The organism is Pseudoduganella sp. HUAS MS19, assembly GCF_053615455.1.
Genome location: NZ_CM132133.1, coordinates 2,214,262 through 2,240,768, shown reverse-complemented (window position 1 = coordinate 2,240,768; position 26,507 = coordinate 2,214,262). Strand labels below are relative to the sequence as shown.

The 26,507-nt window shown below is 62.7% G+C and carries 22 protein-coding genes, 1 rRNA gene and 1 riboswitch; of the genes, 7 read left to right on the top strand and 16 right to left on the bottom strand.

Annotated features, from left to right (window positions below; genetic code table 11):
- The gene (locus ACWBU6_RS10250; RefSeq protein ID WP_452648690.1) at nt 1-924 is read right to left on the bottom strand and encodes an exopolyphosphatase; all 924 of its coding nucleotides are present in this window, start codon (nt 922-924) and stop codon (nt 1-3) included.
- Between the two features lie 51 nt (nt 925-975).
- Nucleotides 976-1,899, bottom strand: a complete 924-nt coding sequence (locus ACWBU6_RS10245; RefSeq protein ID WP_452648689.1) for a LysR substrate-binding domain-containing protein — start codon at nt 1,897-1,899, stop codon at nt 976-978.
- Nucleotides 1,900-2,001: 102 nt separating this feature from the next.
- Between ACWBU6_RS10245 and ACWBU6_RS10240 the strand changes: the two genes are divergently transcribed.
- Nucleotides 2,002-2,730 carry an SDR family oxidoreductase gene (locus ACWBU6_RS10240; RefSeq protein ID WP_452648688.1) on the top strand — a complete coding sequence of 243 codons (729 nt, stop codon included), beginning with the start codon at nt 2,002-2,004 and terminating at the stop codon, nt 2,728-2,730.
- On the opposite strand, the gene ACWBU6_RS10235 is transcribed toward ACWBU6_RS10240, so the two are convergent.
- Genes ACWBU6_RS10235 through ACWBU6_RS10220 form a run of 4 tightly spaced genes read right to left on the bottom strand, consistent with a single transcriptional unit; the run spans nt 2,682 to nt 6,501 of the window.
- Nucleotides 2,682-4,175, bottom strand: coding sequence for a DUF3482 domain-containing protein (locus ACWBU6_RS10235; RefSeq protein ID WP_452648687.1), 1,494 nt, complete (start codon nt 4,173-4,175; stop codon nt 2,682-2,684). The two genes, ACWBU6_RS10240 and ACWBU6_RS10235, sit on opposite strands and share 49 nt — an antisense overlap.
- Complete coding sequence (locus ACWBU6_RS10230; RefSeq protein ID WP_452648686.1) at nt 4,172-5,578, bottom strand: DUF2868 domain-containing protein; 1,407 nt, start codon at nt 5,576-5,578, stop codon at nt 4,172-4,174. The genes ACWBU6_RS10235 and ACWBU6_RS10230 overlap by 4 nt, the downstream gene beginning before the upstream one ends.
- Nucleotides 5,578-6,066, bottom strand: a complete 489-nt coding sequence (locus ACWBU6_RS10225; protein WP_452648685.1) for a hypothetical protein — start codon at nt 6,064-6,066, stop codon at nt 5,578-5,580. The genes ACWBU6_RS10230 and ACWBU6_RS10225 overlap by 1 nt, the downstream gene beginning before the upstream one ends.
- Nucleotides 6,067-6,081: 15 nt before the next feature.
- Complete coding sequence (locus tag ACWBU6_RS10220) at nt 6,082-6,501, bottom strand: glycoside hydrolase family 16 protein (protein WP_452649550.1); 420 nt, start codon at nt 6,499-6,501, stop codon at nt 6,082-6,084.
- A gap of 402 nt (nt 6,502-6,903) precedes the next feature.
- On the opposite strand from ACWBU6_RS10220, the gene ACWBU6_RS10215 reads away from it, so the two are divergent.
- The 4 genes from ACWBU6_RS10215 (at nt 6,904) to ACWBU6_RS10200 (ending at nt 13,147) form a co-directional block, all read left to right on the top strand.
- Complete coding sequence (locus tag ACWBU6_RS10215; protein WP_452648684.1) at nt 6,904-9,822, top strand: TonB-dependent receptor; 2,919 nt, start codon at nt 6,904-6,906, stop codon at nt 9,820-9,822.
- A gap of 66 nt (nt 9,823-9,888) precedes the next feature.
- Complete coding sequence (locus ACWBU6_RS10210; protein WP_452648683.1) at nt 9,889-10,596, top strand: SapC family protein; 708 nt, start codon at nt 9,889-9,891, stop codon at nt 10,594-10,596.
- Nucleotides 10,580-11,611 carry a cupin-like domain-containing protein gene (locus ACWBU6_RS10205; RefSeq protein ID WP_452648682.1) on the top strand — a complete coding sequence of 344 codons (1,032 nt, stop codon included), beginning with the start codon at nt 10,580-10,582 and terminating at the stop codon, nt 11,609-11,611. The genes ACWBU6_RS10210 and ACWBU6_RS10205 overlap by 17 nt, the downstream gene beginning before the upstream one ends.
- Before the next feature lie 12 nt (nt 11,612-11,623).
- Nucleotides 11,624-13,147 carry a tryptophan halogenase family protein gene (locus tag ACWBU6_RS10200; protein ID WP_452648681.1) on the top strand — a complete coding sequence of 508 codons (1,524 nt, stop codon included), beginning with the start codon at nt 11,624-11,626 and terminating at the stop codon, nt 13,145-13,147.
- Here the strand turns inward: ACWBU6_RS10200 and ACWBU6_RS10195 are convergent.
- The 8 genes from ACWBU6_RS10195 to ACWBU6_RS10160 all read right to left on the bottom strand — a co-directional run bounded on the left by ACWBU6_RS10195 (nt 13,105) and on the right by ACWBU6_RS10160 (nt 23,360).
- Entirely contained in the window at nt 13,105-14,370 is a 1,266-nt protein-coding gene (locus tag ACWBU6_RS10195; protein WP_452648680.1) for a sugar MFS transporter, read from the bottom strand. The genes ACWBU6_RS10200 and ACWBU6_RS10195 overlap by 43 nt on opposite strands.
- Nucleotides 14,371-16,851, bottom strand: a complete 2,481-nt coding sequence (locus tag ACWBU6_RS10190; RefSeq protein ID WP_452648679.1) for a glycoside hydrolase family 3 N-terminal domain-containing protein — start codon at nt 16,849-16,851, stop codon at nt 14,371-14,373.
- Between the two features lie 11 nt (nt 16,852-16,862).
- Nucleotides 16,863-18,236, bottom strand: coding sequence for a GH1 family beta-glucosidase (locus tag ACWBU6_RS10185; RefSeq protein WP_452648678.1), 1,374 nt, complete (start codon nt 18,234-18,236; stop codon nt 16,863-16,865).
- A 76-nt stretch (nt 18,237-18,312) separates the two neighbouring features.
- Entirely contained in the window at nt 18,313-19,344 is a 1,032-nt protein-coding gene (locus tag ACWBU6_RS10180) for a LacI family DNA-binding transcriptional regulator (RefSeq protein ID WP_452648677.1), read from the bottom strand.
- Between the two features lie 16 nt (nt 19,345-19,360).
- Nucleotides 19,361-20,455 carry an ABC transporter ATP-binding protein gene (locus tag ACWBU6_RS10175; RefSeq protein WP_452648676.1) on the bottom strand — a complete coding sequence of 365 codons (1,095 nt, stop codon included), beginning with the start codon at nt 20,453-20,455 and terminating at the stop codon, nt 19,361-19,363.
- Between the two features lie 4 nt (nt 20,456-20,459).
- Nucleotides 20,460-21,305 carry a carbohydrate ABC transporter permease gene (locus ACWBU6_RS10170; RefSeq protein ID WP_452648675.1) on the bottom strand — a complete coding sequence of 282 codons (846 nt, stop codon included), beginning with the start codon at nt 21,303-21,305 and terminating at the stop codon, nt 20,460-20,462.
- Entirely contained in the window at nt 21,302-22,120 is an 819-nt protein-coding gene (locus tag ACWBU6_RS10165) for a carbohydrate ABC transporter permease (protein ID WP_452649549.1), read from the bottom strand. Before ACWBU6_RS10165 ends, ACWBU6_RS10170 begins: the two co-directional genes overlap by 4 nt.
- Before the next feature lie 16 nt (nt 22,121-22,136).
- On the bottom strand, nt 22,137-23,360 hold the full coding sequence (locus ACWBU6_RS10160; RefSeq protein ID WP_452648674.1) for an ABC transporter substrate-binding protein: 1,224 nt from the start codon (nt 23,358-23,360) through the stop codon (nt 22,137-22,139).
- Nucleotides 23,361-23,530: 170 nt separating this feature from the next.
- Nucleotides 23,531-23,625: riboswitch (glycine riboswitch) on the top strand.
- A gap of 154 nt (nt 23,626-23,779) precedes the next feature.
- Between ACWBU6_RS10160 and ACWBU6_RS10155 the strand changes: the two genes are divergently transcribed.
- Nucleotides 23,780-24,424: a hypothetical protein gene (locus tag ACWBU6_RS10155; RefSeq protein WP_452648673.1), complete on the top strand. Its 645-nt coding sequence runs from the start codon at nt 23,780-23,782 to the stop codon at nt 24,422-24,424.
- Between the two features lie 13 nt (nt 24,425-24,437).
- Nucleotides 24,438-25,019, top strand: coding sequence for a C39 family peptidase (locus tag ACWBU6_RS10150; RefSeq protein WP_452648672.1), 582 nt, complete (start codon nt 24,438-24,440; stop codon nt 25,017-25,019).
- A gap of 46 nt (nt 25,020-25,065) precedes the next feature.
- Here the strand turns inward: ACWBU6_RS10150 and ACWBU6_RS10145 are convergent, their stop codons facing one another.
- Together ACWBU6_RS10145 and rrf are read right to left on the bottom strand one after the other, a co-directional pair.
- A complete protein-coding gene (locus ACWBU6_RS10145; RefSeq protein ID WP_452648671.1) occupies nt 25,066-26,148 on the bottom strand; it encodes an SEL1-like repeat protein in 1,083 nt (360 codons plus the stop codon).
- A 246-nt stretch (nt 26,149-26,394) separates the two neighbouring features.
- Nucleotides 26,395-26,507: ribosomal RNA gene (gene rrf, locus ACWBU6_RS10140) — 5S ribosomal RNA — on the bottom strand.

Genomic DNA, 26,507 nt, shown 5'->3' with positions numbered 1-26,507 from the left:
CTAGCCTTCCTTGTTGATGCGGACAATCAGTGCCCCCAGCACGTCTTCCGCCATTTCATTTTCAACCTGGCAAGTGCCGGCATTCTCATGCCCGCCGCCACCGTATTCCAGCATCAGCGCCCCGATATTGGTCTTCGAGGTCCGGTTCAGGATCGATTTCCCCGTGGCGAACACCGTGTTCTGGTTCTTCAGCCCCCACAGCACGTGGATCGAGATATTCTGTTCAGGATACAGGGCATAAATGACAAAGCGGTTACCCGCGTAAATCGTCTCTTCATTGCGCAAGTCCAGCACCACCAGGTTCTTATGCACGGTTGCGCAGCGGCGGATCTGCTCCTTGCACTTTTCCGCATGGTCGAAATACAGGTCGCTGCGCTCCTTCACATCCGGCAGCGCCATGATTTCACTGATCGTGTGCGAACGGCAGTAATCGATCAGATCCATCATCAGGTTGTAGTTCGAGATGCGGAAATCGCGGAACCGCCCCAGGCCCGTGCGCGCATCCATCAGGAAGTTCAGCAAGTCCCAGCCCTTCGGGTTGAGGATCTCGTCACGGTTAAATTGCGCCGAATCGCCCTTGTCCACGGCCAGCATCATGTCGTTCCACGCCGAAGGGAACTTGTTGCCGCCGCCGTAGTAGTCATACACCACGCGCGCCGCCGAAGGCGCACCGGGATCGATGACGTGGTTCTGCCGGTCGCCCGTATTGCGGATGGTTTCGGATAAATGGTGGTCGAACGCCAGGTGCGCGCCCGACACGTAAGGAAGGTTGGTGGTGATATCGCGGCTGGTGATCGCGATTTTCCCGTCCTGCATATCCTTGGGGTGCACGAACAGGATCTCGTCGATCAAGTCCAGGTGCTTGAGCAGCACCGCGCACACCAGGCCATCAAAATCACTGCGGGTAACAAGGCGGAACTTCATGGAAGGCACCCCTATCGCTGATGAATTGGAGGCCCATCTTACCGTGATATTTCAAAGCCTGTCGAGCCGCCCCGCAAAGTCGTCCGCGCGCATTTGACCAATCACGTATTCGACGAAGGCGCGCGTTTTGGCCGGCAACAGCTTCTTGCTGGAATAGTAGATCGAAAGCGCCCCGACCTCCGCATGCCATTCGGGCAGCAACCGCACCAGCTGGCCTGATTCGAGCAGGGGCGCGGCGTGCGGCCCGGGCAACAGCGCCACGCCCAGGCCCATGCAGGCCGCCTGCGCCATCGCTTCCGGGTCGTCGAAGGTGGCAACGGCCCGGAATTCGGCCACCGCTTCCTCCCCGGCCGCATTGCGCAGCAGGTAGTCGCGCAGGCGCCCGCTTTCGGCAGAACGGCGCGCGATCCCCTCCCAGCCGGCCAGTTCGGACGGATGGCGCGGCAGCTTGCGTCCTGCGAGCCAGGACGGCGCCGCCGTGACGAGGATGCGCGGCCGCCCCAGCTCGCGCGCCACCACGCCGGGCGCCAGTTCGATGCCGCCGCCAATGGCAACGTCGTAGCCTTCGCCGATCAGGTCTACCGAACGGTTGTCGAAGCGCCAGTCATGCTGCACGCCCGGGTAGCGCTGCAGGAAGCCTTTCAGCAGCGGCAGGATATACAGGCGCCCTACCCCGTGCGCGACCGCCACCTTGAGGATGCCGGCCGGTTCGCCGGCATCCTGCGCGGCGCCGGCAATGGCGCCCTGCAACTCGGCCAACGGAGCGCGCACCTGTTGCAGCAAGCGTTCGCCGGCCTCGGTCAGCGCCAGGCGGCGCGTGCTGCGCTGGAACAGGCGCACGCCGAGCCGCCCTTCCAGCCGTGCCACGTTCTTGCTGACGGCGGCCGGGGTCAGTCCCAGGCGGCGCGCGGCTTCCGAAAAACCGCCGCCTTCGGCGCTCTGCAGGAAGGATTCAAGCAGGTTGAGTGGCTGCATTTGATACATCCAGTTGAAAGTGATACGCAATATTACCAGCTAGTCGACTAGCAATGCTGCGGCCATACTGCTCCCATCCCAACCAATCCTGAGGAGCAAATCATGAGCAAGATCGCTTTCGTTACCGGCGGTTCGCGCGGCATCGGCGCCGCCATCGTGCGCCGCCTGGCCAAAGACGGCGCCACCGTTGCCTTCACTTACCAGAACTCCGGCGCCGCGGCCGATGCGCTGGCCGGTGAAATCGCCGCAGCCGGCGGCAAGGCCATCGCGCTGAAAGTGGATGCCGCCGATGCCGCCGCCACCCGTGCCGCCATCGACGATATCGCCAGGCGCTTCGGGCGCCTGGACATTCTCGTCAACAATGCCGGCGTGCTGCACCTGGGCGACGTGTCCGAACTGACGCTGGAAGACTTCGACCACACCATCGCCGTCAACGTGCGCGCCGTGTTTGCCGCCACGCAGGCAGCCGTGGCGCATATGCAGGCCGGCGGCCGCGTGATCAATATCGGCAGCACCAATGCCGAGCGCATGCCTTTCCCCGGCGGTTCGATCTATGCGATGAGCAAATCGGCCCTGACCGGCCTGGTGCAGGGCCTGGCGCGCGACCTCGGCCCGCGCGGCATCACCGTCAATAATGTGCAGCCAGGGCCGGTCGACACCGACATGAACCCGGCGCACAGCGACTTCGCCAAGGCATTGCACGACCTGATGCCGATCAAGCGCCACGCGCGCGGCGAGGAAATTGCTGGAATGGTGGCCTATATCGCCAGCGACGAAGCCGGCTACGTAACCGGTGCCGGCCTCAATATCGATGGCGGGTTCGCAGCCTGACCTTCGGGGTAAAGCCGCGCCAGCACGTGCGCCGTGATCGCGGTCAGCACGGCGCTGGCTGGCGCCAGATCGCGATCGTCCTGCTCGCGCAGGGTTTGCCATAGCGCCTTGACTTCCGCCTCATGCAGCGCCACGGCCTGCTCTACCTCCTCCTGCCAGAACGGCGGCGCTTCGCCTTCGACGAAGTTGCCGCGCCCGCGTCCGAAATGCGCGACAGCGAGGTAGCGCAGCACGCTGGAAACCAGCAGCGTGCGCAGGAAGTCGTCGGACAGCGACATGGTCGGCACTTCGCGGTCCATGCCGATGTTGAAGCCCCAGGCTGCCCCACCAAAGGTCAGCGCACCGATGACGCCGCCCAGCAATGCGCCCGTGCCAAGCGTCAGGCCGCCGGCGGCCAGGTCGGCCGACAGCCCGGTCGCAGCGCCCGAGACGATGGCGCCCAGCAGCGCTGCCTGCCCCTTGTCCACCGGCGCCAGCACCACAAAGTTGTTGCTGACGCGCGCGTTGATCTTGGGCGCCTCGCTCGGATCGAGCTTGTGCAGCGCCAGCAGGTTGACGGTCGCCTGGCCGATAGCCAGATTGAGCCGCGCTACCAGCGTATTCATGGCGCGGTCCTGGCGCTTGCGGTCCTCGCCCTTTCCGATACCGATGATTTTCAGCGCCGACGCGATCACGCCACGCTCGACCGTCTCCACGATCTGCCTGTCATGCGCGGCATCGGCCAACTGCTGCGCCATCACCGCCATCGATTGCTTGAAGCGGCGCGCATTGGTTTCTTCCCAGACCGAGAACAGGCGCTCGTAGCCTGGCTGCTTTTCCGGTCCGACCAGCGCGCCCAGCGCATCGTAAAATACGCGCTCGTGCACCCAGCAACGGGCAAAGGCATCCAGCGGCAGCACTTCGCGCACCTGGCCAAATTGCAGCATGAAGTCTTTCCAGCGCAGCAGTTCGGCCTGTTCTTCCGGCAGCGGCCGTGGAGGCCCCATCTGGTTCAGCAGCACCAGCACCGGCTTGCCCAGCCAGTCAAGAATGCGCATTTCAGCGGGAATATAGCCGGCATCGCCCGGGTTTTCGGTCGAGTTCACCAGGTACAGGACGACGTCCGCTTCATCGCGCGCGGCGCGCACGGCCTGCTGGCTAAGCCAGAACGGTCGGTCGCGGTAGCGGTCCACCACTTCGCGCAGGAACCAGCCGATCGGGTTGCCGGCCAGCGCCAGGCGCTTCATCAGGCGCAGTGAGTCGCCGAAACCCGGCGTATCCCACAACAGCAGGCGGTCGCCGTTCTGGGTCGCCATCAGCGCATGCGATTCGGCGAACGTGGTGACGTGGGCAGCATCGCGCACCTGGCCCACGTCAACGCCCAGCAGCGTGCGGGCCAGCGTTGTCTTGCCGTTGTTGGTATGGGAAACCAGCGCAAGCTGGATGGTGACAGGTGCGCCGCTCATGCCGGGGTTCCGCCCGGCGACACTGGGGCCAGCAAATCGACTACCCGGGGTTCGGCGCCGTGCAGGATACAGAACTCGCGCCACAACTCGATGCGCTCGCTCAGGCGCCCCGCATCCGTGCGCGCGGCCAACGCCGACTGGTCAAGCAGCGCAAACAGCTTGCGGCCCTTGCCCAGCGCAGCCAGAAAGACACCGTGGTTCTCCTGCTCCGGCGTGGCAGCGAGCCCGAACAGGACAGCGTTGGTCACACCCTCGCCAGGATCGAGGGCCGGCGCTTCGCTGCCGTAGGGCGCAGGCGGCAGCAGGCGCACCCGGGCCTGCTCCCCCAGCATCTCATGGGCTACGGAGTCGAGGCCCTTGCTGCGCGCTTCATCCACCGTCAAGCTGTAAGGCACAACGCGCAGCAGGCCCGGTTCACCGCCCCCCGCCACCGACAGCTGCTGGAAGTAAGGCTGCTGCAGGTCGAGCGGAAAACGCCGGCGCAGCCACATGGCGCGCAGCGCTGCCATGCAGCCCAGCACAAGGCGCGGCAGCACGACATACAGCACCAGGCTGGCGGCATACAAATGCACCCAGCGCGCGCCATTGCCGGGGCGCGATTCGCTCCAGTTCTGCAGGCCCATCACCTCCTCCATCGTGAAGCCATCCAGGCCGAAGATGTACTCCGCCGGCGCAAACAGCACAGACAGCAGGCGATGCACCTGCCACGGGTCGAGGAAGGTGCTTTCCCAGCCCGTCGCATAGCGTTCGACAATACCGCGCGCATACAGGGACAGTATGGCGCCGATGGCAAAGGCGGCAGCCGACCAGTGCAGGATACGTGCAATGCGGGCCAGGTTCAGGCGGGAGCCCTGGCGCGCCCAGTCCACCATGAATTGCAGTACACCGCTCGCCAGCGCGTGCGGCAAGCGGCGCGGAATGTGTCCGCTGCCCAGCGCCATGCGGTTGGCCAGGCCGCGCCGCAAGCCGGCACGGCGCGCCGGGAGCAGCGCCCACAACATGAGCAGCACGTAAGCCAGCAGGTTCCAGGCAATGATCCCCAGCAGGGGCAAGGACAGCACATCGACGCGGTGCGGGTCGCCGAAGCGTTCGGCCATGCCTCCTGCCAGCAGCGCCGCCAGCGGCAGCAGCCAGCTTGCGCCCCACATGCCGCTATGGCCCTGCGTGACGGAGGCGAACAGTTTATGGCGCGCGGCAAGGCGCTTGAGCAGTTGTTCGGCGCGATGGTAAAGGAAGTCGGGCAGCGTGGCTGCCGAACGCTGCTCGGCAGCCTGCCAGTGCGCCAGCTCGCGCGCGGTACGGCTGGCAAATCTACGGTCATCCTCTGTCAGCACCTCTTTGTGCTGGTCGGCTTCTTCGATCGCCTTGACCAGCATGATGGCGCGGGCAGTCTTCTCGTTCATTATCCCTCCAGGCAGGCGCCCGTCTTGCCGCCCTGTAGCGAGATCGGTTGGCCAGGCCGTTCGACCTGGTAGTACAGGCCGATGATGCGCCAGCCTTCGTCGGCGCGGTACAACTGGATACTGTTAACTCCCGTGAAACTCGCTTTCGGCGCGTTGCGCTCATTGCGCGACTCGACCACGCTGTAGACAGTGGCGAAACGGTCGTACTGGCGCACCTCGCGCGCCACTTCGCATTCATAGAAGCCTTTTTCGCCGACGCGGCCAATGCCGGCAGCGAAATCAGCGCCGCGCGCCACGGACAGGGCGGCAGCGCCATCGCGGTAGCGGGCGCCGTAAACCATGGCGTCGGGATGCAGGATGGCGCGCAGCGCCGCTTCGTCGCCGGCCTGGCCGGCGTCATGACTAAGGGAGCGCCACAGGGTGGCAACCGCCTGTTCCGGCGTAGCCGGGGCGGCCAGCAATGCGGCAGCAACAATGATTGCATTCATGTACTGAGTGTACCATCAGTCCCCCCGGCGATAAACGCGAACGTAGTCAACTAGCATCACTTGCGGGAAAGTCGTAGTTGCATCGGAATAAGCAGGCCGATGAACGCCCACGGCCAGGTTAAGCAGCACGAAAAACGGACGATCGAACGGCCATTTACCGTGCACCGTGCCGTAAACGATATCTGGTTCCTTGCCGATGTTTTCCATGATGTCGATCTCGCCGCTGCGCGGCCAGCCGGCCTTGCCGATATCGGCGCCCTGCATCCAGAATGCCGGCCAGATGCCCTGCCCGTGCGGCACCCTGATGCGCGCCTCAAAGCGCCCGTAGCGGCGTTCCATCAGGCCTGCGGTTTTCAGGCGCGCCGATGTGTAGTGTTTTCCCCGGTAGGCCTCCCTGCGCGCTTCGGTCACCAGGTTGCCGTCCTCCACGCGCAGGTTCTCCTTGCGCGCCGTATAGAACTGCGGCAGTCATCGCGCTGCGGCCGCGTTGCCACTGCCTGCGCGGCCGGAAGCCCCGGCGATACGAGTAAAAGCACCGCTAACATTGCCTCGTGTGGAAACGTTACCATTTTCGTTGCAAATATAGCACGGCAATGCTGTTGACTTCAAAATTTGAACGGTGCTATATTGCGCTGACCAGAATGGAAACGTTTCCAGTTTAATGACGGAAACCCCACACTTCCTGCCGACCCCCGGCGTATTTTATTGACAATCGATTTTGCTGCCCCTAGTATTTTTAAGCATGACATGGAAACGTTTCCATGCTGGTTGGGGAGGCGGCCAGACTATAAGAACCAAGGAGACCAAATGCACTATCCAAAGGCGAAGCAGACATTGATGAGCCTTGCAGTAGCCACCGCCTGCGCGGCGCTCATCCCACCGGCCCAGGCGCAGGAATCGGACCAGGCAGGCGTGGCGCCCGCCCCTTCCGGTACCGGCGAAGTAGCAACCGTGATTGTTACCGGCCTGCGGGCCAGCCTGGGTTCTTCGATGAACCTGAAACGCAATGCCGACGGTATCGTGGACGGCATTGTCGCGGCCGATATCGGCAAATTCCCGGATACTAACCTGGCCGAGTCGTTGCAGCGCATCAGCGGCGTGTCGATCGACCGCTCCATCGGCGAAGGCTCCAAGATCACAGTACGCGGCGTCGGGCCCGACTTCAATCTGGTGCTGCTAAATGGCCGCCAGATGCCCACCTCCAACCTGGGCGACCTGAATGGCCGCGCCTTCGATTTCGCCAACCTGGCATCGGAGGCGATCTCGCAGATCCAGGTCTACAAAACCGGCCGCGCCGAGACGCCGACCGGCGGCATCGGCGCCACCGTCAATGTGCTGACGGCGCGTCCGCTGGAGCGTCCGGGCATGGTGGCCAGCGTCGGCGTCAAGGCGGTACACGACACCTCCCACAACAACCTGCCGGGCGACGTCAAGCAAGGCAGCGCCACCACACCGGAAGTCTCGGGCATCTACAGCAACACCTTCGACGACAACCGCTTTGGCGTGGCGCTGAGCGCCAGCTACCAGGAACGCAACCTGGGTTTCAACCAGGCTTCGGTCTCGAACGGCTGGCGTGGACCTTTCCTTGGCAGCGCTGGCCCGCTTCCGCAAACCGGCGCCGCCAACCGCCCCCAGGACGGCGACATCTATTCGCTGCCGCAAAACCTGAACTACAACATGAACGGCGTGCAGCGCCAGCGCACCAATGGCCAGTTGACCTTGCAGTGGGCACCGGTCAAGGAACTCACCACCACACTGGACTACACCTACTCGGAGAACAAGATCCAGACCCGCCGCCAGGACCTGTCGGCCTGGTTCAATTTCGGCGCATCCAGCTCGACCTGGAGCAATGGCCCGGTCGCCGCCCCGCTGGTCTACACCGAACTGCTGCCGGCGGCTAACAGCGATATCGCCATGGGCGGCGCCGACTTTGCCACCAAGACCCAGAACCAGTCCCTCGGCTTCAATGCGGCCTGGAAGACCGATGGCCTGAAGCTGGAACTGGACGTGCATAAATCCAGCGCCGAATCCAAGGCCGACAGCCCCTTCGGTTCCAGCAACGTGATCGGCACCGCGAGCTTCAGCCGGGGCGACACCACGGTCGACTTCCGCGAAGACTTTCCGGTCCTGAGCATCCAGGGCGCCGATTTCAACAGGGCACCGCAGCAAGTGACCGGCTCCGTGTTCCAGAACGGCTATATGAAAGGCGAGATCGAACAGGCGCAGTTCAAGGGGCGCCTCAAACTGCTGGAAGCGTCGAACCTGAACTTCGGCGTCGGCGCGATCGAAGTGAAGAACCGCTCCGCCATGTCCACCCAGCAGCGCGACTCGTGGGGCGGCGCGTCGACGGCATCTGACTACCCGGCCAGCCTGTTCCACCGCGAGTCGCTGCGCCAGTACTACGACAAGATCGACGGCAGCGGCAACCCGGCCCTTTTCAACCAGTTCTACACCTTCAATTTCGCCGAGGTGCGCGACCTGACGGCCAGGGTTACCGGCCTGCCGGAGATGTACATGCCGAAGAGTACCTTCGACACCGACCAGCGCACCCAGGAAAAATCGAAGAGCGCCTACATCCAGTTCGGCACCGACTGGGATACGGCAATTCCGATGCATACCAATATCGGCGTGCGCTACGAAAAAACCGACGTCATGTCGACCGCCCTGGTGCCTGCTGCGACAGGCGTCAGCTGGGTATCGGCCAACGAGTTCCCGCTCAGCTTCGGTGCGCCGACATTCACTACGCTCACCGGCAAATACAATCACTGGCTGCCCAGCGTGGACTGGGATGCCGACATCCGTTCAGACATGAAGCTGCGCGCCAGCTATGGCGAGACCATCGGTCGGCCGCGCTATGACCAGATCCAGGGCGGCACGACGCTGGACCGCCTGGCGCGCGATTTCGGCGGCACCGGCAGCCAGGGCAACCCGCAGCTCAAGCCTGTCAAGTCGAAGAACCTGGACCTGTCGTGGGAGTGGTACTACGGTCAGCAAAGCTTCGCCTCCGTCGGCCTGTTCCACAAGGACCTGAGCAACTACGCCGGCCAGTCGAAGATCACGGCCACTCCGTTCAACCTGCACACGCCGGTTGGCGGCGCGCTGTGGAACGAAGCAGTCCAGCAAGGCAACTGCGGCACCGACCGGGTTTGCATCCGCAACTACATCTTCCGCAACCACCCCACAGCCCCTGGTGTGACGCGCGGTCCGGACGATGCAAGCGGCAACGCAACCGGCACTATCGTCGGCCAGCCGAACGATCCGGTCATGTCGTTCGAAATCAATTCCTTCGCCAATCAGAAGAACGAAAAGCTGAAAGGCGCCGAGATCAATGTGCAGCATATGTTCGGCAATTCCGGTTTCGGACTTTCGGCCAACTACACCTGGGTGGATTCAGGCCTGAAGTACGACAACTTCAAGATCGGCGAGCAGTTCGCGCTGGTCGGCCTGAGCAACTCGGCCAACCTGGTCGGCATCTACGAGGACAAGAACTGGTCGATCCGCGCAGCCTACAATTGGCGCGACAAATTCCTGTCTTCGACCTTCGATGGTGCAGGGCCCAACCCGAACTATACCGAGGCCTACGGCCAGCTTGACGTGAGCATCGGCTATGCCTTTAACGAAAAGCTCAGCGTGCAGTTTGAAGCGATCAACCTGACCAACGAGATCCAGCGCGTGCACGGACGCGCCGAATCGATGGCCCTCTTCGTTACCCAATCCGGGCCGCGTTACATGCTGGGTGCGCGCTACAAGTTCTGATGACCGGCGGCGGCCCGGCCGGGCGGCGCACTGCCGGCCCGGCCTGCCGCCCATACAAGGATCGCTATGGCCAGACCAGTACTTCTCAATAATATCGACCACAAGGACCTGTACGTGCAGACCGGACGCGGCGCGCACTTCGGCGACAACGTCATGTCGGCCCTCACCTTCCCGTCCGAATTCCGCGACGTACAGTCCTGCTACCCGATCGTGTTCCGCAGGGCGATCGACGGCGGCTTCGAGGCGCACGCGCTGTTCGGTTTCCAGGAAGGTGAGAACCTTTTCCTCGGTTTGCACGGCTGGGAGGCGCCGTATATTCCGCTGGCAATTGAGCGCCAGCCTTTCCTGATCGGCGTCAACGGCGACGAATTGACCGTACATGTGGACCTGGAAAATCCGCGCGTCAGCAATACGAACGGTGAACGCGTCTTCCTGCAGCACGGCGGGACCTCCGCGTACCTGGAACGCGTCAACTCCACCCTGCTTGCCATCCACCATGGGATGCAGCAGGCGCGCGGCTTCGTGGCGGCGCTGCTGGAACACCAGCTTCTCGAGTCCTTTACATTCGATATCGGGCTCGATGACGGCTCGCAGTACCGCCTGGCCGGCTTTTACACCATCAATGAGGAACGCCTGTCCACGCTGCCGGGCAGCGTGCTGGAACGCCTTAACCGGGCCGGGTACCTGCACCCCGTCTACATGGTGATCGCATCCATGTCCAACTTCCGCACCCTGATCGATCGCAAGAACCGTGTCCATGCTGGCCAGTGCTGAGCCGATCCGGGAGCTGCACGGCGTAACGCCGTCTGGCCTTTGCGACCAAATCCTGGCGTCCACTGAGCCGATGGTACTGCGCGGACTGGTCGCAGGCTGGCCTGCCGTGCAGGCCGGCCGCAACGGCGCCGACGCTATTGCACGCGCAGCCAGCGCCCATGCTTACCTGTACCGCTTCTGCCGCGATGCCACCGTAATCGCCATGCTGGGCAACCCGGACATCGGCGGCCGCCTCTTCTATAACGAAGACCTCAGCGGCTTCAATTTCGCCTCCGTCCAGACGCGCCTCGACCATGTGCTGATGGAGCTGGCTGCGCACCGCGACAATCCGCGCCCGCCCGCCATTTACGTCGGCGCCACGACGGCAGAAACGGCCCTGCCCGGATACATCGAGGAGAATCCGCTTGACCTGGGCCCGCGCGACGCACTAGCAAGCGTCTGGATCGGCAACCGGGTCCGCATTCCCGCCCATTACGACCTGCCCGACAACCTGGCCTGCGTGACCACTGGCAGGCGCAGGTTCACGCTATTCCCCCCGGATCAGCTGGAAAACCTGTACGTCGGCCCACTGGACTTTACGCCAGCCGGCCAGCCAATCAGCCTGGTCGACTTGCACCAGCCGGATCTTGAGCGCTTTCCCCGCTTCAGCGAAGCGATACGCCATGCGCAAGCAGCCGAACTGGGGCCGGGCGACGCGATCTTCATCCCCAGCATGTGGTGGCATCATGTCGAAGCACTGGAGTGTTTCAATGTACTGGTCAATTACTGGTGGCGCCAGTCGCCCGCCTACATGGACGCGCCAGCCAATGCACTGATGCTGTCGCTGCTTTCTATCCGCGACCTGCCTCCCGCGCAGCGCCGCGCGTGGCAGAATATCTTCCGCCATTACGTATTCGAGGCCGACGAGCAGACGGCAGGCCACATTCCCGCAAGTGCAAGGCGCGTGCTCGGCCCCATCGACGACAATGCAGCGCGCATGCTGCGCGCCCTGGTTCTCAAGAAGTTCAACCGCTAAACGGAGACCGAAGTGAGAGATGAACAGTCCCAGCGCCGCCCTGTGCGGCGCGTTGTCATTGCAGGTGGCGGCACCGCAGGCTGGATGGTTGCGGCAGCGATTTCCCGCAGCCTTGGCAAAGTCCTCGACATCAGGCTGGTGGAGTCGGACGAGATCGGCACCGTCGGCGTTGGCGAGGCAACCATCCCGAGTCTGTTGAACTTCCACCGGCTGCTGGAGATCAATGAACAGGATTTCATGGCCGCGACCAAAGCCACCTTCAAGCTGGGTATCAGCTTCGAGAACTGGCGCAACATCAACGAAGACTATATCCACTCCTTCGGAATGACCGGCACCGACCACTGGACCGCCGGCTTCAACCACTTCTGGCGTAAGGGCCGTGAACGCAAACTGGCCGGCGACTATGGCGACTACTGCCTGGAGCTGAAAGCAGCCCAGCTGAACCGCTTCGGCCACCTGCCGCGCGAAGGGATCAACTACGCCTACCACCTCGACGCCGGCGCCTACGCCCGCTTCCTGCGCAAGTATTCGGAGGGCTACGGAGCCAGACGTATCGAGGGCAAGATCGCAAAGGTCCACACCGACCGCGCCGGCGGGCATATCACAGGATTGCAGCTCGACTCAGGGGCCATGCTCGAAGGCGACCTGTTCATCGACTGCACGGGATTCCGCGCCCTGCTGATCGGCGAAACACTGGGCGAAAGCTTCGAAGACTGGTCGCAATGGCTGCACAACGACAGCGCGATCGCAGTACAGACCTCTTCCACCGGACCGGCCCTGCCCTACACGCGAGCCATTGCCCATGAATGGGGCTGGCAATGGCGCATTCCATTGCAGCATCGCGTCGGCAACGGCATGGTCTTCTCCAGCAAGTTCATCGATGACGATACCGCCCGCGCCAGGCTGTTGTCGAATATCACCGGCGAGCAGCTCGTGCAACCGCGCGTGATCCGCTTCAAGCCCGGCCAGCGCCGCAAGGTGTGGAGCAAGAACTGCGTGGCGATCGGTCTCGCCAGCGGCTTTCTGGAACCGATTGAGTCGACCAGCATCCACCTGATCCAGCGCGGCATCATCCGCCTGATGCAGATGTTCCCTTCCGCCGGCATTTTCCAGTCCGAGATCGACGAATACAACAGGCAGGCCTGGACAGAGCTTGAGCATATCCGGGACTTCATCATCCTGCACTACAAGGTCACCAAGCGCCGCGACGCCCCCTTTTGGCGCCACTGCGCCGAAATGGAGGTGCCGGCATCGCTGCGGCACCGAATTGATATGTTCCGCGAGACAGGCCGCGTGTTCCGCCTGTCGAACGAACTGTTTGCGGAGAACTCCTGGGTCCAGGTCATGCTGGGCCAGGGCATCACACCGCTGCAGCACCATCCTTCCGCGGACCTGATGGGGGACGCGGAGCTGTCTTACTTCCTCGACAGCATCCGCGATAACGTAGCGCGCACCGTGGCGCAGCTGCCGCCGCACCAGCAGTACGTTGAGAACTACTGCGCCGCATACATGGAAGAGTACTTGGCGCCAAAGTAGAGAATGAAGCCGTAGCAGGCGGCCGGCAACACGAAGGAAGCCTGTACGCCGGTCCAATCAGCCAGCGCTCCCTGCGCAAACGGCACCAGTGCACCGCCGACGATTGCCATGCACAGGATGCCCGAGCCCTGCCCGGTGTACTTTCCCAGTCCATTCAGGGCCATGCTGAAAATGGTCGGGAACATGATCGAGTTGCACAAGCCGACCGCCAGGATTGCCCACATTGCCACGCTGCCCTTGCCGAATACTGCCGCCAGCACCAGCGCGATCGCCAGCATGGAATTGAAGGCCAGCGTTTTTCCCGGGCTTACCACACGCATCACGGCGAAACCGATGAAGCGCCCCACCATGGCGCCGCCCCAATAGATGCTGACATAGTGCGCAGCATCGGCATGCGACAGTCCGGCAATATGCGATTCGCCGAGGAAGTTGATCAGGAAGCTGCCGATGCTCACTTCCGCGCCGACGTACAGGAAGATGCCGATGGCGCCCAGCACCAGGTGACGGTGTGCCCACGCCGAACCTTGGCCCTCGCCCGGCAGCACGGTATCTTCGCTATCCGCTATCTGCGGCAGCCTGGCGGCGAGGAACAGCACAGCCAGCAGCGCCAGCGCAGCGGCCAATCCCAGGTACGGTCCGCGGACGGTTGCGGCATCGGCCGCCGCGCCGGCACCTGCGCCGGCAGCCGACAAGATCAGCAAGCCGCCAACGGCAGGCCCAATGGTCGTGCCGAGCGAGTTGAAGGCCTGGGTCAGCGTCAGCCGGCTCGACGCGGTGCGCGCCGGCCCAAGCACGGTTACATAGGGATTGGCAGCCACCTGCAGGACAGTGATGCCCGAAGCCAGCACGAAGAGAGCCAACAGGAACAAGCCATAACCGCCGAATGATGCGGGATAGAACAGCGCACAGCCGCCGGCGGCAATCAGCAAGCCGGCCACCGCGCCTTTCTGGTAGCCGATGCGCCGAATCAGCGCCCCCGCCGGCAACGATATGATGAAATACGCGCCAAAGAAGCAGAACTGCACCAGCATGGCCTGCAGGTAAGTCAGCGCATAGATCGATTTCAGGTGCGGAATCAGGACGTCGTTCAGCGAAGTGATCAAGCCCCACATGAAGAACAGGATGGTGACAATCACCAATGCGCTGGTGTTGGTAGCGCCATGCGCGGTGCCTGCCGCATCCTGCTTGGAGGCCATCGGGGAGTTCGGTGCGATGCTTGCCATTTAATTCTCCTGAGCCAGTTCCTGGCAATTAACCGCGTCAGGTGCCGAAGCGGCACCGCCTGCGACTTCGATGTTGGCGATAGCGACTGCAAACGGAGCGCTGGCACTGATCGCGAAGGGGGCGTCCATGCGCTCAAGCTGCAGGCCGCGCGCCGTGAAACAGGCCAAAGGCAGCTTGATGCTCCGCTTGCCCTGGCCGGCGAGGCGCGTGAACAGCCGGGTTCCATCCAACTGGGTGTCCTGCATAGCCAGCGTGACCTTCCCTTGTGGCGCAGCAGCGACGATCGCATCAAATTGCAGGGCCCCATCACGTACGGCGGCAGCAGGCAACACGATAGGCTTGGCGCCGCGAGCAACAAGGCCGGCGGCCGGCGGTGCATCGGCCGACCAGGTCAACAACTTTGCATCTTGCTGCGTATTCACCTGCGCCGTCTGCACGGTGATGCCTGGCAGGCGGAACGTCGCGTTCAGGTCCGCGCCAAGCGCCAACTGTTCGCTGCCGCTGCGGATCACAAGAGGGAAGCTGGCGCGGTCGGCCTGGCCGTGCACGGGCACGGTATTGCTGGCGCCACAGCCGCCGGGAGCGTATGAAGTGTCCAGCCGGCCCAGCTTCGTGCGCTGTTCCTTGCGCAAGCCGTAGTTCAGCGCAAACAGCGGCGCATAGCCGGCATCGCCAACGTTCAAAGGCGTCTGGCAGGCCGACTTGGGCCAGGAGAAGGACAGCTTGCCGCGAAAGTCATAGCTGCGCGGGCCGGCCACCAGCAGGTCCGACACGCCCTTGCCCTCGGTGCCCGGCAGCCATGCGGCAACAAAGGTGTCGGACAGGTTGAGCAGGTCGTTCACGAACAGCGGACGGCCCGCAACGAATACGGTAATCACGGGTTTGCCCTTGCCGGCCACCGCTTCCAGAACCGCCAGGTCTTCCGGGTAGCGGCTGCTGTGGCGCAACGTTCCCGAAGGGCCGATATCGCCATCGCCTTCCGCATAGGGGCGCTCGCCGACGACCGCGATCACGGCATCGAAACGGGCCAGGTCAACACCTTTCGCGTCGAGGCTGAATTCCACATTGCCTGCTCCCGCCGCCGCGCCGATGCCGGCCAGGATGCTGTCGGCGTTCGGAAAATCGGCATTGGTATTGTCGGTGCCCTGCCAGGTCAGCGACCAGCCCCCGGTCTGGTTCGGGATATTGTCGGCGCTCTTGCCTACCACCAGGATCTTTTTGCCGCGCGCCAGCGGCAGCGCCGGCCCCTCGTTTTTAAGCAGCACCAGCGATTCACGCACGGCGCGGCGCGCCAGTTCTCGATCCTGCAAGGCTGCATCCTTGCCGGCGTAGGTGTTCTGCGATGGGCTCTTGCCGAACAGGCCTGCGCGCAGCTTGACGCGCAGGATGCGGGTGACTGCATCGTCGATGCGCGACATCGGGATTTCTCCCGCTTTCACCTGGGCGATGGTGTTGGCGATAAAGCTTTTCCAGTCGTCAGGCACCATGACCATGTCGATGCCGGCATTGATGGCCTGCGGGCAGCTGTCGTTGCGGCAGCCCGGCACTTCGGCGATGCCGTTCCAATCGCTGACGACGAAACCGTCGAAGCCCATCCTGGCCTTCAGGACATCGGTCAGCAACTCTCGGCTGCCGTGTACCTTCACCCCGTTCCAGCTGTTGAACGAAGCCATGACCGTCTGCGCCCCCTCCGCCAGCGCCGGCACATAGCCGATGCCGTGGATGTTGACCATGTCCGCCGGCGAAGCTTTGTTGTTGCCCCGGTCCTTGCCCTGCTCGGTGCCGCCGTCGCCGACAAAATGCTTGGCGCTGGCCAGCACATTGGCGTCAGTCCTGAAGAACCCCTGCAGGCCTTTCACGTATTCGCCTGCATACTGCGCCACCAGCCTGCCGTCCTCCGAGAAGCTTTCATAAGTCCGTCCCCAGCGGTCGTCACGTACCACTGCGATGGTCGGGCCAAAGACCCAAGCGATGCCGGTCGCGCGCACGGCCTTGCCGGTCGCCGCGCCGATCTCGTAGGCGAGCTTCGGGTTGTGCGCCGCACCGAGGCCGATATTATGCGGGTACAGGGTAGCGCCGAAGACATTGCTGTTGCCGTGGATAGCGTCGATGCCCCACACCACAGGCACCTTGACCGCCATATCGGTCGCCATCGAAGCATCGTGGTATCTCTGCGCCAAGGCCAGCCACTCCGCCGCATTGGCGCGCTTGTTCCCATTCGGCCAACTGCCTCCTCCGTTCAGCACCGAGCCAAGGTAATAGCGCCGCACGTCATCCGGCGTGGTGGTCTTGATCTCGGGCTGGGTCATTTGCCCGATTTTCTGCTCCAGGGTCATTTTGCCGACGATGTCGGCAACGCGCTTCTCAAGCGCCGGGTCGGTCTTGATTGCGCTGCTTACGCGGGGCCAGTCGGCCAGCGGCGCCGCCGCGGCGGGAAGCGCCATCGCAACTGCCGCAATCAGCAGGGAATACTGTTTCATCCTGTCTCCTTTTATGGCTGTCGCAGGAAAGCGCGGTACCACTTTCCGCTTTCCTTCAGCCGCCGTTCTTGCGTTGTGTAATCGATGTGGACCAGGCCGAAGCGGCGCAGGTAGCCCTCCGCCCATTCAAAGTTGTCGACCAGGCTCCAGGCGAAGTAGCCCTTCACCGGCACGCCGGCTGCGATCGCATCCCTCATCGCTCCCAGGTGGCGCGCGAGGTAGCGGCGGCGGCCTGCATCGGCCACGCAGCCGTCAGCCAGCACTTCATCGTCGTAGCAGGAGCCGTTCTCGGTGATGTACAACTCCTTCGGCGCGTAGTCGGCATGAATGCGGACAAGCAGCTCGCTCATGCCTTCCGGCGCCACTTCCCAGCCCATCGCGGTCGTTTCCGCGCCGGCCGGCGGCGGCAGCACGCGCGCATCCAGCGGCACGTGGCCGGGCGCGTCCGCAACCGTTTCGGGGAAATAGTAGTTCACGCCCATGAAATCGGTCGCTGCCGCGATCGCCTCCATATCGCCCTCGTGCACCACCGGCGCCGCTGCCCCAACCTGACCCAGGGTCGCCGCCGGATAACCCCGGCCATGCAGCGGATCGAGGAACCAGCGGTAACGCAGGCCGTCGTGGCGCTCGCATGCAGCACGATCCGCTTCGTTCGGGCTGGCGGCGCGCAGCGGGTGCAGGCTGAGGGAAATGCCGACCCTTGCGCCGGGCACATTTTCGCGGATCAGCGGCACGGCCTTGCCGTGCGAGAGCAAGACGTGATGGCACACCTGCAGCGCGGTGCCGAAATCGGTCAGGCCTGGTGCGTGCAGGCCTTCGAAGTTGCCCAGGATGGCGGTGCACCACGGTTCGTTGTGCGTGATCCAATGCTGGACCCGATCGCCCAGCCGGCGCGTTACGGCATCCACGAACTCGAGGTAGCGCTGCACCGTATCGCGCTCGGCCCAGCCGCCCCGGTCCTGCAGGTATTGCGGCAGATCCCAGTGGTACAAGGTAGCCCATGGCTGGATGCCTCGTTCCAGCATGCCGTCCACCAGGCGCGAATAGAAATCCAGGCCTTTCCTGTTGGGCACCGCTCCGCACTGGGACACAATGCGCGGCCAGGCAATGGAAAAGCGGTAGGCATTCAAACCCATGTCGCGGGCGATATCCAGATCCTCCGGCCAGCGGTGGTAATGGTCGCACGCCACCAAGCCGCTGGAACCGTCGCGCACCTTGCCTGGTGTGGCGGCAAAGCGGTCCCAGATCGATTCCGCCCGCCCGTCTTCGCGTCCGGCTCCTTCGATCTGGTATGACGAGGTGGCGCAGCCCCACAGGAAATCGCGGGCAAAGTCGCTGCGCACCGGGGCGCCTGGTTCAGTCTGGTCTGGAATAGTCATAGTCATTAAGTGTACAGGATTTGGAAAGGTTTCCACATTCAGCCGAAAAAAAGGGCGCAAGCGCCCTCTTTCCCGGTTCAGTTCATGCAGCGGCCTTGCGCTTCGCGCTTGCCGCCTTGGCCAGGGACGCCCGCAGCGTTACCGTCACCGGGAAGCTGCGCGTCACCGTGCGCCGCAGGTCATAACAGCGGTTCAACAGCGCACTCAAGCCATTCATCGTCATTTCTCGCCATGGCATATGGACGGTAGTCAGGCGCGGCGCCGAAAATTCCGCACTGGGCGTATCGTCGTAAGCGATAACGGACAGGTCGTTCGGCACGCGGATGCCCGCCTCCTGGAAATAGGACAGCGCACCAACTGCCATTTCATCGTTGGCGCAAAACAGGGCCGTGCAGCGATGTCCCGACTCCACCAGCTCCTTGGCCGCAGCCCAGCCGCCGGCCGGCGAGAAATCGCTTTCGGCAACCCACATGCGGCTGGTGTCGACGCCGCCATCCTGCAGTTCCTCCATGAAGCCTTCGATGCGCGCCACGTTGTCGGCGAGGCGCGACGGACCGGCCACCACGGCGATATCGCGGTGCTTGTGGTCCAGCAGCGCGCGCGCCGCCAGACGGCCGCCCAGCTTGTGGTCCACGGTGAAGCACTGGTCCGGAATGCTGGCCAGGCTGTGGTTCAGCACCACGATCCTGCCCTGCTGCGTGCCCAGCGCCGCGATGTCTTCATCCAGCAAGGCGCTGGTCATGACGATCAGGCCGTCGCAGCCGCGTTCCATCAGGAACTGGATGCCGTCCTTGGCCTGCTTGCGCTCATCGCCCAGGCCGACACCGAAGGCAACCACCATATGCAGGCCGGCGGCGCGCAGTTCGGTGTCGATAATCTGCAGGATAGGCGTGTAGAAAGTGCCGCTCAGGACCGGGATATAAACGCCGATCATCTGGCTGGTGCCGGTCAGCAGCGTACGCGCAGCATGCGACGGCCGGAATCCCAGTTCGTCGATCGCCTTCTTTACCTTTTCAAGCGTGGCCGGCGACACCGAACCTTTGCCGCTGACTACGCGGGAGGCGGTGCCCAGTCCTACGCCCGCCAGGCGGGCTACGTCTTTGATAGTGGCCACTGGAATCCTTTTCTTCTTATAACGTCATCGCGAGCATACTTGAAGCGCCCGCCAATTCAAAGCGCTTGCCGCTGCCCGGATCGAACAGCGAAACGCGTTGTGCATCAATCTCGAATGCGACCGTATCATCCGGCGCAATCGCACGGCTGCCTTGCACAATGCAGGAAAGCTGCTTGCCGGCGCAATCCAGCCACACCACGCGGTGGGCGCCCATCGGTTCCACCAGCGTTACCCTGCCCTGCATCGAACCGCCAGGCGCCAGCGAAATGTGTTCCGGACGCACGCCCAGCACGGCCTTGCGCCCGCCGCCAGCCGACGCGGCGTCGCCCATCGCCAGACGCAGGCAGCCACCGGAGAACATGCCGGCGGCATCGACTTCGCCTTCGATGAAGTTCATGGCTGGCGCCCCCAGGAAACCGGCAACGAACAGGTTCGCAGGCCGCTCATATACCTCGCCGGGGGTGCCGACCTGCTGTACCTGTCCCGCCCGCATCACGACAATGCGGCTGGCAAGCGTCATCGCCTCTACCTGGTCATGCGTCACGTAAATCATGGTCGCGCCAAGGCGCTGGTGCAGCAGCTTGAGCTCGCGCCGCAAATCCGTACGCAGCTTTGCATCGAGGTTGGAGAGCGGCTCGTCGAACAGGTAGACGCCGGCTTCGCGCACCAGCGCACGGCCGATCGCCACCCGTTGCCGCTGGCCGCCTGACAGCGCGGCTGGCTTGCGGCCAAGCAGTTCGCCCAGGTGCAGCATTTCGGCCACGCGCTCCACGCGGCACCTGATCTCCGCCTTCGCCACGCCAGCAATGCGCAGGCCGAATGACATATTCATTTCGACCGTCATGGTCGGATACAGCGCATAAGACTGGAATACCATGCCTATTCCGCGCTCGCTCGGATCGGTGCGCGACATGTCCTTGCCGCCGATCTCGATGGATCCGCCGCTGGTTTCCGCCAATCCCGCGATACTGTGCAACAGGGTCGACTTGCCGCAACCGGAAGGCCCCAGCAGGACGAGGAATTCCCCCTCTTCCACCTCGAGGTCGAGGCCGCGGATGATGGCGTTGCCGCCCAGGGTAATGTCCAGCTTCTTCAGGCTTACATTCGACATCGGTTCAACCTTTCACGGCACCTGCGGCGATGCCGCGCACGAACCAGCGGCCAGACAGGAAATAGATCGCCAACGGCACCAGCGCCGTCAGGATCGTGGCTGCCATATTGACGTTGTAAAGACGGGTGCCCGTCGTCGTATTGATCACATTATTCAGCTGAACGGTCATTGGCAGGTTTTCTCGCCCCGCAAAAACCAGGCCAAGAATATAGTCGTTCCATACGCCGGTAAGCTGCATGATGGCCGCCACCACCAGCATCGGCACCGACAAAGGCAGCATCACATGCCAGAAGATGCGCCAAAAACCGCCGCCATCGATACGCGCCGCATGGAACAGCTCCCGCGGCAGCGCGGCATAGTAATTGCGGAACAGGAGCGTCAATACCGGCATGCCGAATACCAGGTGCACGAGCACGATTGCCGGAAGCGAACCAAAAACACCCAGCCCGGCCATCATGCGCACCAGCGGGTAGATCATCACTTGCACCGGCACGAAGGCGCCCAGCAGCAGGATGCCGAACAACAGGTTGGCGCCGCGCGGCCGCCAGAACGACAAGGCGTATCCATTGAGCGCGCCCAGCGCAATGGGCAGCACGGTACTTGGTATGGCAATCCGTACGGAATTCCAGAACCCGCCCTGCACGCCCTCGCAGGCAGCACCAGTGCAAGCCTCGCTCCAGGCAGCACGCCAGGCTTCCAGCGTTGGCGCCAGCGGCAGCGCAAAGATATTTCCCGACCGGATTTCATCCATCGGTTTCAACGACGTCACCAGCATCACGTAGAGCGGCAGCAGGAAGAACAGCGCCGCGCTGGCCAAAAAGGCGTACAGGCCGATACGTGGAGCCTTCATGCCGCGCCCTTCCGGCTGCGGGCATAGGCCCAGGGTGCCAGCAACGCCAGCACCGTCAGCAGCAATACCACGGCACCGGCCGAAGCCAGTCCGATATTCGCACGCAGGAACAAATGATCCATGATGAACTTCGCCGGTACCTCGCTTGCCGTGCCAGGTCCGCCCTGGGTCATCGACACAACGGCGTCGTACAGCTTCACCACCATGGTCGCCAGCAGGATGAAAACCGTCGCCAGCGTCGGCGCCAGCATCGGCAACACGATGGAGACGTAAACCCGCCACGCCGGAATGCCATCCAGGCGTGCAGCCTTCCAGATTTCCGGGTCGACGCCGCGCAGGTCGGCCAGCATCAGCGCCATCACGAAACCCGATGCCTGCCAGACCGAGGCCAGCACGACCGTGTAGAGCACCATGTCCTGGTCGACAAGCCAGTCGATTTCCACGCCTGGAATGCCGCCGGGTGTCAGGATCCACTGCCACACCAGCCCCGTTGCGACGAACGACATCGCATAGGGATAGAGGAAGACCGTGCGCAACGCCCCTTCGCCCGCCACCTGGCGATCGATCGCCGCCGCCAGCAGGAAGCCGATCAGCATGCATGCCAGCACAAACAATACGCCGAACAGCGCCAGGTTATGCAGCGACAACAGCCAGCGCTCATTGTCGAACAGGCGTTCATACTGCGCCAAGCCGACCAGCCTGTTGGTCGCGATGCTGCGCGAACTGGTGAGGGAAACGTAGAACGTCCAGGCGAATGAACCAAGGTAGCCCACGCAGACCGTCAGCAGCATCGGCACCAGCGCCGCATAGGACATGGCTCGACCCACCGTTTTAATTCCTCAGCGCCGCGGCCAGCGACTTCTGCGCCTTTTCAACCGGCATTGGCGTGTTCCAGTAAGCGGTCAGCGCATCCTGCACGGCACCGTTCTGGTCAGGTGTCAGGTAAATCTCCGGCGCGCCGACCTGGCGATTGCGATCGCGCATGATGTCGGCGCCGGCCCGGGCACAGGCATCGAGCTGGCTTGTATCGGCATCGGCGCGCGGCGGCACCGAGCCTTTCAGCTTATTGAAGCTCACCTGGGTCGAAGGTGCCAGGAGCACTTTCGTCATCAGCTTCTGTGCCTGCTGCACCTCCGCGCGATCCGAGCGAGGAAAAACGAACGCGTCGCCCTGGATCAGGTACGGCGAGTTTGCACCAAGGCCCGGGATGCAACCGTAATCGACACCAGGCGCCATTCTCGCATTGCTGAATTCCGCCTTGGCCCAGTCACCCATAATCTGCACGCCAGCCTTGCCGCTGACCAGCATCGCAGTGGCATCATTCCAGTTGCGGCCAGGCGATGCTGGATCGACGTACGTTTGCAGGCGCTTGTATGCGAGCAGCACCTTGCGCACCGGCTCGGAGGTGATGGCACGCTGGTCACGGTCGCGCATCACCTGCAGGTAGAGCTGGCGCCCGCCCATATTGGCCAGCAGCGATGCAAACAGGATGTGCTCCTGCCAGGCTTGCCCGCCGTGCGCCAACGGAACCAGTCCGGCGGCCTTCAGCTTGTCCAGCGCAGCAAACAGTTCATCGACTGTTGCGGGTTCTTTTACGATGCCGGCCTTCTTGAATGCAAGTTTGGAATACCAGATCCAGGTCTGCATGTGGATGTTCATCGGCATTGCGTAATAATGGCCGTCGATACGGATGGTGTTGACGATGGGTTCCGGCAGCGTGGATTCCCAGCGCTCCTGGCGCGCAACATCATCCAGTTGCACCAGCATTTCCTGGTCCACGATGTCGAGGAACTGCTTGGAGATATTGAACTGCGCCGCAGTTGGCGCCTTGCCTCCAACCATGCGGTTGAGCGTTACCGCGCGGGCCTGCTCGCCACCGGCGATCGCCGTATCAATCCAAGTGCCGCCAGCCGCGCGGTAGGCATTCGCGAGCTGTTTGACGGCCGCCGATTCGCCCCCCGAAGTCCACCAGTGAATCACTTCTGCGCTCGGCCCGGCCGCCTGCGCGGACGCGGCGCCAAGCGCTATTGCGCCAGCCAATAACTGCTTAAACATCCCGTCTCCTGTCGTGTGCCGCTTATTTTTGGAAACGTTACCAATTTCCCGGGCGGGTGTCAACAGAATAACAGGAAAGGTCCCCTTGGCGAAAACGCAACGTGTATCGGAAAACGATTGAAATCGTATAAATCCCTGGGATATCCTGAATTCGCTGCCGGTGCACACCGGTCGCGTGATCGGGAGAGTTTGTCCCACCCATGGACAACGCCGAAGGAGCAAGCCGCCCCCGGAATCTCTCAGGCCAAAGGACCGGTCGCGCGTTTTCAAAACTCTGAAGAGCCGCCGGCAAAGTATCGCTGGCGCACCGAAGGAGCAAGCAGGCCGCCAACGCCTGTGAAACTCTCAGGTCCAGCACAGAGGGGGCAATCACCTCGCACCTCAAAGAAAATCTGATCAACCTTCAGAGGAGTAGTCACATGCATACGCATCGACTCTGGCTGCGCATTGCCTGCGCAGCGATGATGGCCGCCCCGTTCCTGGCACAAGCAGACAACGGCGCGGCACTGCAGGCCGCCAAACGCGGACTCGCACAATTCGCCGAGCATCAGCAGGCGATCCGTCCCGGCAGCGCACCGGTCGACTTCCCGCTCGATGTCACTGACGTCAGCGATTTGAAGCAGGCAAAGGTAAGCCATGGCTTCGAAGTATATTCCGTGAATCCAAAAGAGCTGCTGGCACGCGGCGATCTGGCGTCGCTGGCCAAGCCAACGGGCGAGTGGCGCTTCGTCATTTCCTTGCACGGCAAGCCGATCGGACTGGCAACTGTGCAACAAGTAAATGGCCGCTATGAAACCGTCGCCTATGGCGCCTCCGTGCTGGCGAAGGACGTGGACGCTGCCATGAGCGTTCACGGCAACAGTGCGCGTTCCAACCTGCGCTTCATCCGAATCTACCAAGCGCGCGCCGACTTGCTGGAGGTGGATCGTGCCAAGTTCGCTCCCCTGCATTCGGCTCGGGAATCGCTGCTGCTTCAAAAGAACGGCAACCAGCTGGTGGAAGGCGCGGATTTGCTGGAGCCATTGCGCGCCGCGGTCAAAGCCAATATCGAAGCATTCCGCTAAGGAGAAACCGACTATGAAAATCGCAAAAATCGTGGCCGGTGCAGCGCTGGTGCTGGCCCTTCCCTCCGCCTTTGCGCAATGGCGCACCTTGAATGTTCCGTTGACCATCCAGGAGCACAGCCAGTGGTGCTGGTCCGCGTCCAGCAAAGCGGTCCTCAATTTTTACAACCGGACGCCAAGCCAGTGCCAGATCGTGAACTGGGCCTACGGCATCAACTACGCTTGCGGCAACAGCACCTTCAACTGGAACAGCTACGCCAATCGCCCGAACAATATGTACGGCACTTCCGGCAGTGTGCAGAACATCCTGTACAACTGGGGGGTGCCAAATACTGCGGTCAATAACTACCTGTCGTGGAATTCGGTGGTAAATGAGATCAACGGCAACCGTCCCTTCGTGATCCGCTACGGCTGGACCAATGGAGGCGGCCATATCATGGTCGGACGCGGCTATGAGACCTATAACGGAACCAACTACATTTACATCATGAACCCGTGGCCAGGCGAAGGCCAGACGTACCGCACCTTTGCTTCTGCCGTCAGTGCATACGACCACAATTGGACACATACGCAGCGCATGAACGTCAGCCCTTGAGCATAAAAGCCCGCCGGCACTGGGCTGGCGGGCTTCTTGTCATTGCTTAGTTGCTGCCACCCAATTGCTCAAGCCGGGCGGCCCATTTCTTCGACTCCTCGACATTGCGGGCGGTGCCGACGCCGTTTTCAAGCAGGTAGACCAGCTTGCGGATCGCAGTCGCATCGCCCTGCTCCGCCGCCTGGCGATAATAGCTTGCAGCCTGGCTGTAATCTTTCTTGACGCCTTGGCCCATCCAGTACATGCCGGCCAGCCTTACCTGCGCCTGCGCGCTGCCCAGCTTTGCCGCCTGCTGGTACACGACCGCAGCCTGCGCCAGGTCAACCGGACCGCCCTTGCCCAGGTCCAGCATCACGGCGAGGTTGGTGGCGGCATCCTTGTTATCCTGCGCCGCAGCCTTGGTGAACCATGCGCGGGCAAGTGCCTGGTCCTCCGCAACGCCATCGCCGCTGGAATACAGCAGGCCCGCGTAGAACTGCGCCATTGCATGCCCTTGTTCGGCCGCCTTCAGGTACCACTCCAGCGCCTGGGCCGCATCCTTCGGCACCGTATTGCCGGTGTGGTAGGCCACAGCCAGGTCGTATTGGGCGTTGGCATCGCCGGCCACTGCACGCTTGCGTATCGGCGCGAGCGGGCCGGCGGCCTGGCGCTCCATCGCAGCAATCAGGTTCAGAGCCTCCTGCGCATTTTTGCTGCCCGCGGCGAGTGCCTTCTGGTACCACTGCTTGGCCTGCGCCTGGTCCGCCGGCACGCCCCGGCCTTCGAGATACATGCCGGCCACTTGCTCGATCGCACCGACATCGTTCTGCTCGACAGCCTTGCGCAACAGGCCCAGGGCGCCAGCACCATCCTGCCTGGTGCCCCGGCCGGCTGCCATCAGGCCTGCCAGCTGGCGCATCGCAGGGACATGTCCCTGGTCGACCGCGCGCGTGTACCATTTCACGGCCTCTGTGTCGTTCTGGTCAGTGCCCTGGCCACGCTCATACATCATGCCCAGGTTGAACTGCACATTAGGATCGTTGCTGCGGGTTGCCTGTTCAAAGAAGCCACGGAAGGCGCGCGCATAATTGCCTTTTGCGTACTCTTCGTTAGGGGTGCGGGAAAAAGCCTGCGCATGTGCGATTTGCACGGGGAAGTGCAGACAAGCTAAAAGTGCTACGTACCGAAACTTCGACGCCATATTATGTTTTGCTAGGTGGAAAATACAAATTATATGAATTTTCTATTAAGCAACATAATATAAATGAAAACATTGATGCGTTTGCGCAACAGGAAGGGGCTCTAAAACCGGCAAACCAGGGTCTGACCCGCAGGGTCAGACCCGCTCAAAGCAAAAAGCCCGCTGGCACATGCCTAGCGGGCTTTTCTAATAAGAGCCTGACGATAACCTACTTTCACACTGGTTGCAGCACTATCATCGGCGCAGAGTCGTTTCACGGTCCTGTTCGGGATGGGAAGGGGTGGGACCGACTTGCTATGGTCATCAGG

Excerpts from the sequence above, each read along its gene's own strand:
- ACWBU6_RS10245 (WP_452648689.1), bottom strand. The coding sequence starts at position 1,899 with ATGCAGCCACTCAACCTGCTTGAATCCTTCCTGCAGAGCGCCGAAGGC.
- ACWBU6_RS10155 (WP_452648673.1), top strand. The coding sequence starts at position 23,780 with ATGCATACGCATCGACTCTGGCTGCGCATTGCCTGCGCAGCGATGATG.
- ACWBU6_RS10170 (WP_452648675.1), bottom strand. The coding sequence starts at position 21,305 with ATGAAGGCTCCACGTATCGGCCTGTACGCCTTTTTGGCCAGCGCGGCG.
- ACWBU6_RS10150 (WP_452648672.1), top strand. The coding sequence starts at position 24,438 with ATGAAAATCGCAAAAATCGTGGCCGGTGCAGCGCTGGTGCTGGCCCTT.
- ACWBU6_RS10240 (WP_452648688.1), top strand. The coding sequence starts at position 2,002 with ATGAGCAAGATCGCTTTCGTTACCGGCGGTTCGCGCGGCATCGGCGCC.
- ACWBU6_RS10160 (WP_452648674.1), bottom strand. The coding sequence starts at position 23,360 with ATGTTTAAGCAGTTATTGGCTGGCGCAATAGCGCTTGGCGCCGCGTCC.
- ACWBU6_RS10250 (WP_452648690.1), bottom strand. The coding sequence starts at position 924 with ATGAAGTTCCGCCTTGTTACCCGCAGTGATTTTGATGGCCTGGTGTGC.
- ACWBU6_RS10230 (WP_452648686.1), bottom strand. The coding sequence starts at position 5,578 with ATGAACGAGAAGACTGCCCGCGCCATCATGCTGGTCAAGGCGATCGAA.
- ACWBU6_RS10185 (WP_452648678.1), bottom strand. The coding sequence starts at position 18,236 with ATGACTATGACTATTCCAGACCAGACTGAACCAGGCGCCCCGGTGCGC.
- ACWBU6_RS10165 (WP_452649549.1), bottom strand. The coding sequence starts at position 22,120 with ATGTCCTATGCGGCGCTGGTGCCGATGCTGCTGACGGTCTGCGTGGGC.
- ACWBU6_RS10225 (WP_452648685.1), bottom strand. The coding sequence starts at position 6,066 with ATGAATGCAATCATTGTTGCTGCCGCATTGCTGGCCGCCCCGGCTACG.
- ACWBU6_RS10175 (WP_452648676.1), bottom strand. The coding sequence starts at position 20,455 with ATGTCGAATGTAAGCCTGAAGAAGCTGGACATTACCCTGGGCGGCAAC.
- ACWBU6_RS10205 (WP_452648682.1), top strand. The coding sequence starts at position 10,580 with ATGCTGGCCAGTGCTGAGCCGATCCGGGAGCTGCACGGCGTAACGCCG.
- ACWBU6_RS10210 (WP_452648683.1), top strand. The coding sequence starts at position 9,889 with ATGGCCAGACCAGTACTTCTCAATAATATCGACCACAAGGACCTGTAC.
- ACWBU6_RS10215 (WP_452648684.1), top strand. The coding sequence starts at position 6,904 with ATGAGCCTTGCAGTAGCCACCGCCTGCGCGGCGCTCATCCCACCGGCC.
- ACWBU6_RS10190 (WP_452648679.1), bottom strand. The coding sequence starts at position 16,851 with ATGAAACAGTATTCCCTGCTGATTGCGGCAGTTGCGATGGCGCTTCCC.
- ACWBU6_RS10195 (WP_452648680.1), bottom strand. The coding sequence starts at position 14,370 with ATGGCAAGCATCGCACCGAACTCCCCGATGGCCTCCAAGCAGGATGCG.
- ACWBU6_RS10235 (WP_452648687.1), bottom strand. The coding sequence starts at position 4,175 with ATGAGCGGCGCACCTGTCACCATCCAGCTTGCGCTGGTTTCCCATACC.